This window comes from Lysobacter olei, from assembly GCF_054777355.1.
In genome coordinates this window covers 126,718-141,861 of the sequence record NZ_BAAHAT010000002.1, presented here as the reverse complement: position 1 = coordinate 141,861, position 15,144 = coordinate 126,718, and the positions used below count along the sequence as shown (strand labels likewise).

Below are 15,144 nucleotides of genomic sequence, written 5' to 3'. Positions count from 1 at the left end.
CGCGCGGTTGCCGTAAACCCCGGGGCGCGTCCCCTGCGACAAACGGTCGCATCCCCCTAACACCCCACCGGCCTACCATGCGCGCACCGCCCCTTGCGGAGCCCACCGTGGCACTGCTTGATCCGCTGCTGCTCTCACGCATCCAGTTCGGATTCGTGATCACGTTTCACATCCTGTTCCCGGCCTTCACCATCGGCCTGGCGAGCTGGCTGGCCTTTCTGGAATGGCGCTGGCTGCGCACCCGCGACGGCCTGTGGCGCGACCTGTACTTCTTCTGGCTAAAGATCTTCGCCGTGTCGTTCGGCATGGGCGTGGTCAGCGGCATCGTCATGAGCTTCCAGTTCGGCACCAACTGGGCAGTGCTGAGCGAGAAGGCCGGCAACATCCTCGGCCCGCTGCTGAGCTACGAGGTGCTGACCGCGTTCTTCCTGGAGGCGACCTTCCTCGGGGTGATGCTGTTCGGCTGGAAGCGCGTCCCCGAGCGCCTGCACTTCCTGGCCACCTGCATGGTCGCGCTGGGCACGCTGATCTCCACCTTCTGGATCATCGCGGCCAACAGCTGGATGCAGACGCCGGCCGGCTACACGCTCACCGCCGACGGCGTGTTCGAGCCGGCCAGCTGGTGGGCGATCATCTTCAATCCCTCGTTCCCGTACCGGCTGGCACACATGGTGCTGGCCGCGTTCATCACCACCTGCTTCCTCATTGGCGGGGTGAGTGCCGCGTACCTGCGCCGTGGCGTGCACCGCGAGGCCGGCGTCCGCATGCTCAAGCTTGCGGTGGCGTTCGCCGCGGTCACGGTGCCGCTGCAGGTGGTGGTCGGCGACCTGCACGGCTTGAACGTCGGCCAGTTCCAGCCGACCAAGCTGGCGGCAATGGAGGCGCACTGGGAAGCCGGCGCGCCTGGCGAAGGCGTGCCACTGGTGGTGTTCGCGGTGCCCAACGAACGTGCCGAGCGCAACGACTACGAAATCGCCATTCCGCAGCTGGGCAGCCTGATCCTGACGCACACGCTCGATGGCGAGATCCAGCCGCTGAAGGCCGTCCCGGCCAACGAGCGGCCGCCGGTGGCGCCGGTGTTCTACGCGTTCCGCGTGATGGTCGGGCTGGGCGTGTTGATGTTGCTGCTGGCGCTGGCGTCCGCCTGGGCGTGGTGGCGCGGCAGGCTGTTCGACGCCGGCAGTGCGCTGGGCCGTGGGCTGGTGCGCGGCTGGCATTGGATGACGTTCTCCGGCTTCGTCGCGCTGGTCGCCGGCTGGTACGTGGTCGAGATTGGCCGCCAGCCCTACGTGGTCTACGGCCTGCTGCGCACCGCCGATGCGGTGAGCGCGGTCGACGGGCGCAGCGTGCTGTTCTCGCTGCTGGTGTTCGCGGTCGTGTACGTGGTCGTGTTCGGTGCCGGGTTCTGGTACCTGGTCAAACTGGTTCGCAAGGGACCGCAGCCGCACGAGCCCGCGCCGCGCACCGAAGCCGGCGAGAAGACCCCGGCGCGGCCGTTGTCGGTGCCGGACGAGGGCGATGCCGCGGTGCCAAGGGAGGGGGCGCGATGAGCGCGGACGCGGGCGCACGGCCGGACGGTCGCCGGGAGGTGCAGTGATGGAAACCTGGCTGCCCGTCGTGTGGTACGGCGTGATCGGCTTCGGCGTGCTGATGTACGTGCTGCTGGACGGCTTCGTCCTCGGTCTGGGCATCCTCGCGCCCTTCGCCGAGGACGAACACCAGCTTGACCACATGATGAACACCGCCGCGCCCATCTGGGACGGCAACGAGACCTGGCTGGTGCTGGGCGGCGCCGGCCTGCTGGCCGCATTCCCCAAGGCGTACGCGTTGGTGCTGTCGGCGCTGTACCTGCCGGTGCTGCTGATGCTGATCGCGCTGGTGTTCCGTGGCGTGGCCTTCGAGTTCCGCTTCAAGGCGACGCGGGCGAAAGCGGCGTGGGGCGCGGCGTTCTCGCTGGGCTCGCTGCTGGCGGCGTTCGCCCAGGGCGTGATCCTCGGCGCGTTGGTGGAAGGCATGCCGCTGCAGGAGGGCAAGTACGTGGGCGGCGCGTTCGACTGGTTCAGCCCGTTCTCGATGCTGACCGGCGCGGCGGTGGTGTTCGGCTACGCCCTGCTGGGCAGCACCTGGCTGGTGCTGAAGACCGAGGGCCGCCTGCAGGCGATCGCGCGCACCATGACCCGACCGCTGGTGCTGGTGGTCGTCGTGTTCATGGGGCTGGTCAGCGCTTGGTTGCCGTTCCTCGACTCGCGGCTGATGGCACGCTGGTTCGAGGGTGGCAACTTCTGGTGGCTGGCGCCGGTGCCGCTGCTGGTGCTGGCCAACGCACTCGCGCTCTGGCGCGCGGCGATGCGCGAAGGGCGTGACGCCGCGCCGTTCGTGCTGACCCTGTGCTTCTTCGTGCTGGGGTTCGCCGGGCTGGTGCTCGGCATGTGGCCGTATATCGTGCCGCCCGGGCTGACCCTGTGGCAGGCCGCGTCACCGCCTTCGTCGCAGGGCTTCGTGCTGGCCGGACTCGTCGTGCTGCTGCCGGCGATCCTGGGCTACACCGCCTGGTCGTACCGCGTATTCCGCGGCAAGGTCGCGGCCGACGCCGGCTATCACTGAACGCGGCACGGCGCGGCGCGCCACGCCATGGTTCGCGCCCGCGCTACGGGCAGGTATGCTGTGGCTTACGCCCTGTCCCGGAACGTGCGGCCAGCCCCCGCTGGCCTCCCCGCATGCAAGCCTACGTGTACAAGAGCCTGAGAAAGGCCGACACCTACATCTATTTCGCCGTGCGCGACGATTTCACGCGTCTCCCCGAACCGCTGCGCACCCAGCTCGGCACGCTGCAGTTCGTGCTGGAAGTGACACTCACCCCGGAGCGCAAGCTGGCCCGCGAGGACGCCGCCACGGTGCGCGACAACCTCGCCGCGCGTGGCTTCCACCTGCAGTTCCCGCCCTCACAGGCGCAGGATCCGATGACCGAGGACTGGGGCACCGATGGCTGACCCCCGGACCATGCCGCTGCCGCCGATCGCGCTGCTGGTGGCCGGGCTGGTCCTGTCGGGCCTGGCCGTGTTCGCCGGGCCGATTGCGGCGGTCGCGGGCGTGCTTGCACAACCCGCGTTTGCCATTGCGGTGTCGGCGTGGCGGCGCCGTGGAGAGTTCGCCACGCCTTCGGCCTGGCGGCGCGATGCGCTCGCGTTGCTGGTGCTGTGGGCCGCCGGTATCGGCGCAATCGCGCTGCTCGTGGCATGGCCGCTGCGTGCGCTGATGAACAGTGGCTCCCTCGGTTCGGCGCTGGCGCTCAGTGGCGTGGCCGGCGCCGCGCTGTTGGGGCTGTGGCGGCTGTGGCCGTTGTGGCACGCGGTCGAGCGCGAGGGAGGCGATCTTCGTGGCCATTGGCAGCGGCTGTCGGAACTGGAGCCGGGCGCGTGGCGCGGGCTGGTGGTGGCGCTCGCCGTGGCCGGCATCGCGGGCCTCGTGATCGCACTGGCGTGGCCGGGCCTGTTGGCCGACACCACGCGCTGGGGCATGGCGGCGCTGCTCGCGTTTGGGGCCCCGGTCTTGCATTACGTGCTGCAACGCCAGGCGCCCGCCGACGAACTGCTGCTGTTCGACGAAGGCCTGGGCAGTGCCTTCGACGGGGACGCGCCCGCGGATGCGCCAATGCCCATGGACGGTCCTTTGGAGCCGGCGCTGTATGCCGCGGCCCGCGCCGGGCGCGCCGAACGCGCGCTCGAACTGTTGGCCGCCGGCGCCGACCCGCATGCGCCGCCACCGCCTGAGGAGCGTGACCGCCGCAGCCTGGCCGTGCTCGCAGCCGTGTTGCCCGACCTGCGCCTGCTGCGTGCGCTGATTGCCGATGGCGTGGACCTCAATGCCGCCTCGGCCGGGATCACGCCGTTGCTCGCGGCCTGCCGCGACAGCTGGCACGGCCGGCCCGATGCGGTCATGACCCTGCTGGCCAACGGCGCCGACCCGCGCGTGACCGACCATGACGGCAACACGCCGCTGCACCACGCGGCCCGCAGCTCGGACCCCGGCGTGGCGGCGCTGTTGCTGGACGCCGCGGCGCAGATCAACACGCTCAACCAGGAAGGTCATGCCCCGCTGGGCGTGGCGTGCATGGCGGGCAACTGGCGCCTCGCACGCTTCCTGATGGAACGCGGGGCCAAGGCCGAGCCTGCCGGGGGGCAGCCGGCCCTGCTGGCCGCCGCCGGCAGCGAGGACGATGACCCCGCCGGCGTGCTGCTGCTGCTCAAGCAGCGGGCCAAGGTGGATGCGAGCGGTGCGGGGAACCGGACCGCGTTGCTGGAGGCGGCAGCGGCCGGCAATGCCGAGGTGGTGGCGGCGCTGCTCGGCGCCGGCGCCGACCTGACCCATGCCGACGCGCAGGGAAACAACGCACTGCTCGAAGCCGCGCGCGGCGGCCATGCGGCCGTGCTCGAGCGCTTGCAGGAATACAGCGCGACGCGCAGCCAAGCGCTCGTCGATGCGGTGGACGACCGCGGCCGCAATGCACTGGCACTGGCGGTGGTTGCCGAGCAGACGTCGGCGGACATGGTGCGTCGCCTCATGGCCATGGGCGTTGACCCGCTGCGGCCCGACGACGAAGGCAAGCGCCCCGTGGATCGCGCGGCGGAGGCCGGCCGGTGGGCGCTGGTCGCCGAACTGGATCCCAACTACGTGCTGCCCGCCAGCGTGCGCGAAGGCGATGCCCCCCCGGCGGACCGCGCGCCGGTCGCGCTGCTGCTTGAGGCCATGCACGAGGGCCGGGATGATGCCCTGGCCCCGCTGGCGCAACTGCTGTCGCCGGCCGAGTTGGGCGCGCTGTTGCACGATGAAGAGGCCCGGCAACCGCAGCGCGTCACCTGGTTGCTCGGCCACGGCGCCAATGCCGATGTGCCGGATGTCCGTGGCGATATCCCGCTACTGGCCCGCCTGGCGCAGGGACCGGCCGCGCTGCCGGCGATCCGCGCGTTGCTGGAGCGGGGGCATTCGCCCTCTGGCCGGGGTGGTCTCGCCCGCTTCCTCTCGGCCTGTGCCACCGGGGAGCAGGCCAGCCGCGCGCTGGAACAGCTCGCCCTGGACCTGCTCGAGCGCGGCGCCGATCCGTTCGGTGGCACGCCTGCGGGCGACCCGCCGATCGCGCTGGCCGTGCGCCTGGGTTGGACCCGGTTGCTGGCGCGCCTGCAGGCCATTGGCGTGGACTTGAACGCGCGCGACAGCCACGGCATGAGTGCGCTCCACCTGGCGGCTGCTTTGGGCCGCGAAGGCATGGTCAAGGCTCTGGTCGCGCACGGCGCTTCGCCCGACCTGCTCGCGGCCGATGGGCAAACCCCGCTGGGCGTTGCCTTGGCGTCGGGCCGCCGCGACATTGCCGACTGGTTGGACTGGCGTGGCTGGCCGCTGCCGCATCGCGCGCTGCAGGCGAGCGACGTGCCCGCCGCGGCCATCGTCGGCGATGCCGATGCGGTCCGCCGACTGCTCGACCTGGGGATGCCCGTCGACGCGGTGGACCCGCAAGGCTGCACCGCCCTGCTGCGGGCCTCCGGTGGCGGCCATCGGGCGGTCGTGGACCTGCTGTTGGCGCGCGGCGCCGATCCGCAAACGGCGGCCAAGTCCGGCGCCACGCCGCTGTCCGCCGCGGTCAGCATGCGCCACGTCGAGCTGGTCGATCGATTGATCGCCGCCGGTGCGCAGATCGAGCAGCGCCTGCCCGGTGAGCTGACGGTGCTGATGGTGGCTTGCGCCCTGGGGTTGCCCGAGGTGGCGGCACGCCTGCTTGCCGCGCGGGCCGACGTGCACGCTGCCGATGCACAGGGCCGCACGCCGCTGCACTGCGCGGCCATGTACGCCTTCACCGCACGCGAGCGCAGCCGCGTCGTGGCGCTCTTCGACACCTTGCTGCTGGCGGGGGCCGAGGCCAGCATCAACGTGCCCGCCGCGGGTGCCACGCCGCTGCTGTTGTTGTTGGGCGCGCGCGCCGAGCCGGGCAGCGCGGCGGACGAGGACGTGCTCATCGCCGGGCTCGAGCAGTTGCTCGACCACGACGCCCGGCTCGATGCACAGGACCCGCGCGGGTTCGGCCCGTTGCATCTGGCGGCGCTGCACGGCCTGCTGGGCGTGGTGCAGTGGCTGCAGCGCGCGGGCGCGAATGCGGACCTGCGCGACGGGCTCAACCGCACCCCGCGCGAAATCGCGGTGATGCGTGGGTTTGTCGATATCGCCGCGGAACTGGAACCGCAACCTCGTGCCGGCGCCGTGTCGGTGGCCCGGCTGCTCCGCGACCAGCGCTGAGCCCTCGACGTTGTCAGGCGGCGCCGGCATCGAGCGCTTGCGCCCGCCACGCGCCAAAGGATGTAATTGACAGGTTGCCGGCGACTCCGGCGGGAGTCGGCCACGCATACCAAGCACATCCAGCCCCAGGGCATGCCGGCGTCCGGTCGGTCGACTGGCATGCAGGCGTCCGCGGTGGCGCCGGTCGGGCTGAAGGACCTTCGCCGCCTGCGTAGCGACTTCCGCGTCACCCTCATGGTGCTGCTGGCCATGGTGTTGGCGCTGGGCGTGCTGCCGTTTGCCGTTTACCGCCTGGCCATCGGCCAGGTGGAAGCCGGATTGGTGGATCTCGCGATCGTGGCCGCGGTGTCGTGGATTGCAGTGCGGGTGTGGCGCGGCAGCGACGTCGACCAGGCCAGCCTGTGGGTCATGGCGGTCTACACCGCAGGCTGCGTGCTGGTCGCGTACTGGTCGGGCCGCACTGGCCTGCAATGGCTCTATGTCGTGGTGATGGCCAACTACCTGATCGCGACCGCGCGCGCCGCCCTGATTGGCTCGCTGCTGGGGATGGCCGCGGTGGTGGGTGTGGCGTTGCACACCGGCGTGCTGCGTTGGGGCGAAGACGCTGTGATCTCGCTGGTGTCGCTGGCGGTGGTCAACCTGTTTGCCTTCATTTTCGCCTGGCGCAACGAGTATCACCTGCGTTGCCTGGAGGAAGTGGCCAGCCTGGATCCGCTGACCGGCGCCTACAACCGTCGGATGATGGAGCGTGAGCTGGAGATCGCGCTGGAGGCGCGGCGGCGCAGTGGCGCGGCCTTCGGGCTGGCGGTGCTGGACCTGGACCACTTCAAGTCGGTCAACGACCGCCTGGGCCACGACGCCGGGGATGCGGTGTTGATCGAGTTCGCCCAGCAGGTGCGGGGCGTGGTGCGCCGCGGCGACCGCTTCTTCCGCTTCGGCGGCGAGGAGTTCGTGCTGCTGCTGGCGGGCGTGGACGAAGCCGGCCTGCGCAACGCCTGCGAGAAGGTGCGGGTCGCGGTGGCCGCGCAACTGCATGCCGGTGGGCTGCCCGTCACCCTGTCGATTGGCGCGGCGTTGCCCGCGGGCGCCGACGATACCGGGCAGGCCTGGTTTTCGCGCGCTGATGCCGCGCTGTACCGCGCCAAGCACGATGGGCGCGACCGCGTCGTCGTGGCGGGCTGACCGGCGCGCGCGGGCTGCGCGCGACGCTTAGACCGAGGGCTTGCGTTCGGTGGCGATGTCGCCCAGCACACCCTCGCCCAGGTCGGCATTGAACAGCTCCTCCAGCTCGCGGCGTGCGTCGGCCGCGGTCTGCAGCAATGCCGCCTCGTCGTCATGCACCTGGTACTGCGCCATCAGCACGCGCTCGTCGTGCTCGCGGAACTGCCGCGCATGCTGTTGCGCCACCGCCGATGGCACGCCCAGCGCCATCAGCACCTCTTCGCCCAAGCGCAGGCTGGAGTGGAACATCTCGCGCACCGCGTAGGCGCCCAGGTCCATCAGTTCCCACGCGTGGCGGCGGTCGCGTGCCCGCGCAAACACCTTTGCGTCGGGGTACAGGTGGCGGATGGTGCGCACCGTATGCAGGCTGCCTTCGGTTTCGTCGATGGCGATCACGAACGCCTTCACGTGCGCCGCGCCGGCCGAGCGCAGCAGTTCGGCGTTGGCCGGATCGCCGTAGTAGATGATGTTGCCGAAGCGCCGCACGAAGTCGACCTGGTCGGCGCTGTGCTCGATGGCGATGAACGGCACGCGCTGGGCCACCAGCAGGCGCGCGATGATCTGTCCGAAGCGACCGAAGCCGGCGATCAGCACCTGCGGATGGCCGTCGGGAATGGCGTCGAAGCGGCGCTTGGGCCGGGCCGGCGGCTGCGCGGCCAGCAGCCGGGCCACGGCCATCACCAGCAGCGGCGTGAGCGCCATCGTCAGGCCCACGACGGCCACCAGCCGGTCGCGCAGCCCCTCGGCCAGCAGGCCGGCCTTGACCGCTTCGGAGAACACCACGAAGGCGAACTCGCCGCCCAGCGCGAGCACGGCCGCCAGTTGCAGTGCGTCGCGCGCGTCCAGGCGCCCCGGCCCGCGGCCGACCAGCCACAGCAGCGCGAACTTCACGGTCAGTAGACCGGCGACTAGGCCCAACACCAGCCCCGGTTCGGCCATCACCCGCGCCAGGTTGATCGACATGCCCACGGCCATGAAGAACAGGCCCAGCAGCAGTCCCTTGAACGGGTTGATCTGCGACTCGAGCTCGTGGCGGAACTCCGAGTCGGCCAGCAGTACGCCGGCGAGGAACGCACCGAGGCCGGCCGACAATCCAGCTTCCTGCATCAGCCACGCGGCGCCCAGCACGGTGAGCAGGGCAGCGCCGGTGAACACCTCCGGCATCTGGGCGCGCGCGACCACGCGGAACAGGTGGCGTAGGGCCCAGCGGCCGCCCAGCACCAGCAGGGCGATGGCACCCACGGCCTTGGCCAACTCGTCCCAGCCCAACCCGCCCGCTTCCACCGCCGCCGCACGGCCGAGCAGCGGGATCGCTGCCAGCAGCGGAATCGCGGCGATGTCCTGGAACAGCAGGATCGCGAACCCCAGTCGTCCGTGGTCGGTGTTGAGCGCCTTGCGCTCGGACAGCAGTTGCAGGCTGACGGCCGTGGACGACAGCGCCAGGCCTACGCCCACGACCAAGGCCGCTTTCCACCCCAGGCCCAGCGCCATCGCGGCCGCGCCCAGCGCCACGCCGGTCAATGCGACTTGCGCGCCACCGCTGCCAAACACCGGGCGGCGCATCACCTTCAGGCGCGAGGGCGACAGTTCCAGGCCGATGACGAACAGCATCATCACCACGCCAATCTCGGCCGCCGCGAGCACCGGATCGGCATTGCCCACGAAGCGCAGGCCGTGCGGGCCCAGCGCCACGCCCGCGACGAGGTAGCCGAGCACGGCACCCAGGCCGAAACGACGGAATGCCGGCACCGCGATCACCGCGGCCAGCAGGAAAACCAGTGCCAGTTCCAGACCGCCGCCGTGCATGAGGACCTCCGAACGGCAATTATGCCGTCGGCGGAGCGGTCGCGGGCTGCCGCGATGCGATGCTAGAGTCGGCCGGACCCATTCCAATCACGCAAAGGGAGTCGCGCGATGTTCAAGGGATCCAAGGTTGTAATCGCACTGGCACTGGCCGCGGTCTCCACCGCAGCGTTGGCTACGGGCGGCATCGCCGCGGTGCGCAAGCAGGCGGTGGCCAGCATGGTGGTGACCGGCGAGGTGCGCATCGACGAGCGCGGGCAGGTCGTGTCGCACCAGGTGGATGAGGCGGACAAGGTGCCTTCGGGCGTGGTCGGCCTGCTGGCCAAGGCCGTCCCGCAATGGCGATTTGAACCGGTGGTGGTCGACGGCCAGCCCCGGCAGGCCCGTTCGAAGATGCGCGTGCGCGTGGTGGCCCGCCAGCTCGAGAACGGCGATTACGCGATCGCGTTCCAGGATGCCGATTTCCCGGGCGGCTCACCGCAGCCGGGCACGGTCCCCTCGGCGAAGAAGATGGTGCAGCCGCGTTATCCGGCGGGCGCGCTGCGCAACGGCGCGTCGGCCGCGGTGTTCGTGGTCCTCAAGGTGGGGCCGGACGGGCGCGTGGAAGACGCCGTGGCCGAACAGGTGAACCTGCCGCTCGTCGCGCACGAAAGGGTCATGGAGGACTACCGCAAGATGTTCGGTGACGCAGGGGTTCGGGCCGCGCTGGCCTCGACGTTCAATCCGCCCACCGCCGGAGAGGGCGTCGGCAAGTCGATCACGGTGCGGGTGCCCTACGTGTTCCAGGTCAATGGCGGCAAGCCGGTCGACGTGCCGTATGGCCAGTGGGCGTCCTACGTCCCGGGTCCGTTCCGGCCGGCGCCGTGGCGAGTGGGTGAACTGGGCAGCTCGCCCGACCTGATGGCGACCAACGGTGGACCGGAGCCCATGTCGGGCGCCCCGGGGCTGCGCCTGCTCACCCCGCTGGGCGAAGGCGGTTGAGGTCCCGTCGTGCCGGCCGCGCCGGTGGCGGGACAACCCGGCGCAGCGCGCCGGCATGGAGAAGCGACAGAAAGTGAAGAGGTGGGTAGGTGCGGAAGCAGCACATCGAAGTGATGGCCTGATGAGCGTGCGCGGCATCGCGCTTTGCGCGCTCCTGGTATTCGCTACACCTGCATTCGCACTTGAGCTGCCATTGCTGTTCAGCGATGGCGCGGTGCTGCAGCGCGACCGTCCGCTGCCGGTGTGGGGCTGGGCCCGCCCCGGCGCGAACGTACAGGTCGCGTTTGGCGGAAGCCGCGCGGACGCCAAAGCCGATGGCGAGGGTCGCTGGCAGGTGCGGTTGCCACCGCATGCCGCCGGGGGGCCGTACACGCTGACGGTCACCGGCGACGGTGAAACCCGCCGCGTGCGTGACGTGCTGGTCGGCGACGTGTGGCTCGCCTCGGGCCAGTCGAACATGGAGTGGCCGCTGGCGCGGACCGACCAGGGCGAGGCGGCGGCCGCCGCCGCCCGGGACGGCCGCATCCGCCACTTCAAGGTGCCGCAATCCTGGGCGGACACGCCCCAGGCACGCCTGGTGGGCGGCCAGTGGATCGCGGCCTCGCCGCGGACGGCCGGTGAATTCAGCGCGGTCGCCTACTACTTCGCCAAGGAACTGCGGGCCTCGCAGGGCGTGGCGATTGGCATCATCGACAGCAGCTGGGGCGGCAGCGCGATCGAAGCGTGGATGGACGTGCCCATGCTCGGCCTGGACGCGCAGTCCTTCGCCGCGCAGCGCCGCGCGAAGGCCGAGGCCAACGCGCGGACCGAAGCCGCGACCCGCGCGACGATCGCGCACTGGCCGCAGGACGCGCAGGCCGATTACGCCGCCGCCACCCTCGATGAGCGTGACTGGGCCACGGTGCAGGTGCCCGGGATGTGGGAGCTGCAGGGCTACCCCAGGATGGACGGCACGGTCTGGTACCGCCGCACATTCACGCTCAGCGCGGAGGAGGCCGCGGCCGGCGTCACCCTCGGCCTCGGCGAGATCGACGACGACGACGAGACCTGGGTCAACGGCCAGCGCGTCGGCGGCCTTACGCAGGCCTGGGACGTGGCACGTGTGTATCGCGTGCCGGCGGCCGCGCTGCGTGCCGGGCCCAATACGATCGCCGTGCGTGTCGTTGACCATGCCGCCGGTGGCGGCATCGGCGGCGAACCTTCGCAGCTTTACGTGCGCAGTGCCGCCGGTGCGGTGCACAGCCTGGCCGGCGCATGGAAGTTTCGCGCCAGCAATGCCGTGTTTTCCCCCAGCGAACGCAAACACGAATCCGAGACATTGCTCTACAACCAGATGATCCGCCCGCTGCAACCGTACGCGTTGCGCGGCGTGATCTGGTACCAGGGCGAGGCCAACGCCGTGGAGGCCGGGGCGCATGGCTATCGCGACCGGTTCAAGGCAATGATCGAAGGCTGGCGGGGCGACTGGCAGGCGCCTCGCTTGCCGTTCCTGTGGGCGCAGCTGGCCAACTACGTCTCCGGAGGCGACCGCCGGGATGTCGCAGGTGCCGTCATCGACAGTCCGTGGGCGACGCTGCGCGAATCGCAAACGGCGACGCTCGCGCTGCCGGCGACCGCGCAGGCGGTCACCATTGATGTCGGCAATCCCGAAGACATCCACCCGGGTGACAAGCGCAGCGTCGGCCATCGCCTGGCGCTGGCCGCGCGCCATGTCGCGTACCGCGAGCCAGTGGTCCACAGCGGGCCGGTGTTCCGCGAGGCCCGCATGAACGGCAGTCGCGCCGTCCTGCGGTTCGATACGCAGGGCCGCGCCGTCGCCGTGTCCGGTGGCGGCACGCGCGTGCAGGGCTTCGAACTCGCCGGCGCCGATCGCCAATGGCACGCGGCCCAGGCCGAACTGGCCGACGGTGGCGTCGTGGTGCACAGCGACGCCGTCGCGCAGCCGGTGGCCATCCGCTATGCGTGGCGGGACAACCCGGTCGACGCCAACCTGATCAACGAAGACGGGTTGCCCGCGTCCCCGTTCCGGACCCGGGAATGGTGAGTGGGGCCGCGCGCGCACGACGGTGCGGGGTAGCGGACCAACGATCCGCTAGTGGCATAGCCATGCCGTCTCGCGTGGGTAGGCGGCACCATCGGCATCCCGCGCTTTGCGGTCGCGGGACATCCGCACAAAAAAGCCCTGCCGGTCGAATTGCCTTGGACATCAAGGCACCAGCAGGGCTTTCGCTCCTGCCCCATGGGGCAGGATTTGGTTTGGCTCAGCGCTTCATCGAGCTGAAGAACTCGTCGTTGCTCTTGGAGTTCTTCATCTTGTCCAGCAGGAACTCCATCGCGCCGATCTCGTCCATGCCGTGCAGCAGCTTGCGCAGGATCCAGATCTTCTGCAGCAGCTCCGGCTCGATCAGCAGGTCCTCGCGGCGGGTGCCGCTGCGGTTGATGTCGATCGCCGGGTACACGCGCTTCTCGGCGATACGGCGGTTCAGGTGCACTTCGCTGTTGCCGGTGCCCTTGAACTCTTCGTAGATCACCTCGTCCATCTTGCTGCCGGTGTCGATCAGCGCGGTGGCAATGATGGTCAGCGAGCCGCCTTCCTCGACGTTACGCGCCGCGCCGAAGAAGCGCTTGGGGCGGTGCAGGGCGTTGGCGTCGACACCACCGGTCAGCACCTTGCCCGAGGACGGCACCACGTTGTTGTAGGCGCGGGCCAGGCGGGTGATCGAGTCGAGCAGGATCACCACGTCCTTCTTGTGCTCGACCAGGCGCTTGGCGCGCTCGATCACCATCTCGGCGACCTGCACGTGGCGCGCGGCGGGCTCGTCGAAGGTCGAGGAGACCACTTCGCCGCGCACGGTGCGCTGCATTTCAGTCACTTCTTCCGGGCGCTCGTCCACCAGCAGCACGATCAGGTGCACGTCCGGGTGGTTGGTGGTGATGGCGGTGGCGACCTGCTGCATCAGCATGGTCTTGCCGGCCTTGGGCGGCGACACGATCAGCGCGCGCTGGCCCTTGCCCTGCGGCGCCATCAGGTCGAGGATGCGGCCGGTGATGTCCTCGGTCGATCCGTCGCCACGCTCCAGGCGGAACTTCTTGCGCGGGAACAGCGGGGTCAGGTTCTCGAACAGGACCTTGTTCTTGCTGGCCTCGATCGGCTCGCCGTTGATGGTGTCGACGATGTTCAGCGCGAAGTAGCGCTCGCCGTCCTTCGGCCAGCGGATGCGGCCGGAGATGTGGTCGCCGGTGCGCAGGTTGAAGCGGCGGATCTGGCTGGGGCTGATGTAGGTGTCGTCCGGGCCGGCCAGGTAGCTGGCCTCGGCGGCACGCAGGAAGCCAAAGCCGTCCGGCAGGATTTCCAGCACGCCGTCGGCGGCGACGCCTTCACCGTGGCGGGTCAGCACCTTGAGCAGGGCGAAGATGACGTCCTGCTTGCGCGCGCGGGCCACGCCGTCGGTGATCTGCAACTGCTCGGCCAGGTCGAGCAGCTTGGGCGCCGGCATGCGCTTGAGGTCGCCCAGCGAGTACTGCGGGAAGCCTTCCGGGACCTGCGGGTGCGGGCGCGGCACGAAGGTTTCGCCGTTGCCGCCGTCGTCCTGCATGCCGCCGTCGCGGTGACGGTCACGCTGGCGGTCGCGGCGGTTGCGGAAGCGGTCACGGCGGTTGCCGCCGCGGCCTTCCAGATCACGGTCGCCGCGCTGGCCGCCTTGGCCCTGTTGCTGGCCGCCGCCCTGGGTCTGGCCCTGCGGGGCGTTGCCTTCACCGCCACCCTGTGCGCTGCCACCGTCGCCGCCGGCATTGGCGGCGGGCGGGGCGCTCGGGGCGGGAGCTGCAGGCGCGGAGGGCGCCGGAGTTGCTACGGGCGCCGGGGCGGCGGGTGCGGATGCGGCCGCCGGCGCCTTGGCCGGCGCGCTGTCGGACACAGCAGGAGCGGTTTCGGCGGCAGCCTTGGCGACACGCGGCTTGCGCACGCGCTTTTCGGCGGTTTCGCCGGCGTCGGGGGTGTTATCGGACAAGCAGGGAATCCTCGCTAAGCGGCGAGCGCTCGCAGACGACGAGCGGGACGTCAGGGACGTGGTTATGAAAGAGGGGTGTGGCGCGGATGCGCGCCCAGTAGCGCGAAACTAGCACCGGGCCGGGTGGCGGCGCAAGCACCGTGGAGCGGGCCTGGGCCGGCGGTTCAGGTGCAGGCGGGCGGTAGGGTGACGGGTTTGGTGGCCGGTGCGCCGGCGACGGAGTGAGGTCGACCCTTCCCCATTTGTAATGGCCGCGCACGCAGCGGACATGCAGGCGGCGGACTCGCACATCGCCGCCCAGCAGTGCCCCGTCCCCCGCGACGCGCGGGGTCTTCAATCCGGAGCGGGCGTCAGGGCGGAGGCGTCTGCCGCAGGGCGGCCGACGCCTCGGGGCGCTTAAAGCGCCTTGTCGATCAGCTGCGCGATCTGCGGCTTGCCGACGGCGCCGATCTGGGTGGCCTGCACCTGGCCGTTCTTGAACACCAGCAGCATCGGGATCGAGCGCACGTGGTACTTCATCGCCGTGGCCTGGTTCTCGTCCACGTTGACCTTCACGATCTTGGCCTTGCCGGCGTAGTCCTCGGCGAGCGCGTCCAGCGCCGGGGCGATCATCTTGCACGGGCCGCACCACGGCGCCCAGAAGTCGACCAGCACCGGTTCGGACGACTGCAGCACGGCGGCGTCGAAATCGGCATCGCCGACATGCATCACTTTATCGCTCACAAGGGTTCTCCTGCGGAATGGGTCGGGGCGTGGCTCAGGGTGGCACGCGGCCCGTGGTCGGGGCGCGAAACCCCCGGCGCCGGTCGCCGGGCCCGCTGCGGGGCGGGGCTTACGGTAAACT

10 protein-coding genes are annotated in these 15,144 nt (G+C 70.5%); 7 read left to right on the top strand and 3 right to left on the bottom strand.

Annotated elements, in window-relative coordinates; genetic code table 11:
• The first annotated feature begins 77 nt into the window (after positions 1–77).
• The 5 genes from ACYVBS_RS03290 (at position 78) to ACYVBS_RS03270 (ending at position 7,467) form a co-directional block, all read left to right on the top strand.
• Positions 78–1,550 carry a cytochrome ubiquinol oxidase subunit I gene (locus ACYVBS_RS03290; protein ID WP_460821764.1) on the top strand — a complete coding sequence of 491 codons (1,473 nt, stop codon included), beginning with the start codon at positions 78–80 and terminating at the stop codon, positions 1,548–1,550.
• A gap of 46 nt (positions 1,551–1,596) precedes the next feature.
• Positions 1,597–2,604: a cytochrome d ubiquinol oxidase subunit II gene (gene cydB / locus ACYVBS_RS03285; protein ID WP_460821763.1), complete on the top strand. Its 1,008-nt coding sequence runs from the start codon at positions 1,597–1,599 to the stop codon at positions 2,602–2,604.
• A 113-nt stretch (positions 2,605–2,717) separates the two neighbouring features.
• Positions 2,718–2,990 (top strand): YcgL domain-containing protein, encoded by a 273-nt coding sequence (locus ACYVBS_RS03280; RefSeq protein ID WP_460821761.1) that lies wholly within the window; start codon positions 2,718–2,720, stop codon positions 2,988–2,990.
• Entirely contained in the window at positions 2,983–6,285 is a 3,303-nt protein-coding gene (locus ACYVBS_RS03275) for an ankyrin repeat domain-containing protein (protein ID WP_460821759.1), read from the top strand. The genes ACYVBS_RS03280 and ACYVBS_RS03275 overlap by 8 nt, the downstream gene beginning before the upstream one ends.
• 159 nt (positions 6,286–6,444) lie before the next feature.
• Positions 6,445–7,467 (top strand): GGDEF domain-containing protein, encoded by a 1,023-nt coding sequence (locus ACYVBS_RS03270; protein WP_460821758.1) that lies wholly within the window; start codon positions 6,445–6,447, stop codon positions 7,465–7,467.
• A 27-nt stretch (positions 7,468–7,494) separates the two neighbouring features.
• Here the strand turns inward: ACYVBS_RS03270 and ACYVBS_RS03265 are convergent, their stop codons facing one another.
• The gene (locus tag ACYVBS_RS03265) at positions 7,495–9,312 is read right to left on the bottom strand and encodes a monovalent cation:proton antiporter-2 (CPA2) family protein (RefSeq protein ID WP_460821757.1); all 1,818 of its coding nucleotides are present in this window, start codon (positions 9,310–9,312) and stop codon (positions 7,495–7,497) included.
• A 108-nt stretch (positions 9,313–9,420) separates the two neighbouring features.
• On the opposite strand from ACYVBS_RS03265, the gene ACYVBS_RS03260 reads away from it, so the two are divergent.
• Positions 9,421–10,290 (top strand): energy transducer TonB, encoded by an 870-nt coding sequence (locus tag ACYVBS_RS03260; protein ID WP_460821755.1) that lies wholly within the window; start codon positions 9,421–9,423, stop codon positions 10,288–10,290.
• 121 nt (positions 10,291–10,411) lie between these two features.
• Positions 10,412–12,334: a sialate O-acetylesterase gene (locus ACYVBS_RS03255; RefSeq protein WP_460821753.1), complete on the top strand. Its 1,923-nt coding sequence runs from the start codon at positions 10,412–10,414 to the stop codon at positions 12,332–12,334.
• A 217-nt stretch (positions 12,335–12,551) separates the two neighbouring features.
• On the opposite strand, the gene rho is transcribed toward ACYVBS_RS03255, so the two are convergent.
• Together rho and trxA are read right to left on the bottom strand one after the other, a co-directional pair.
• The gene (gene rho / locus ACYVBS_RS03250; protein WP_460821752.1) at positions 12,552–14,300 is read right to left on the bottom strand and encodes a transcription termination factor Rho; all 1,749 of its coding nucleotides are present in this window, start codon (positions 14,298–14,300) and stop codon (positions 12,552–12,554) included.
• Between the two features lie 396 nt (positions 14,301–14,696).
• A complete protein-coding gene (trxA, locus tag ACYVBS_RS03245) occupies positions 14,697–15,023 on the bottom strand; it encodes a thioredoxin (protein ID WP_460821751.1) in 327 nt (108 codons plus the stop codon).
• Positions 15,024–15,144 lie beyond the last annotated feature (121 nt).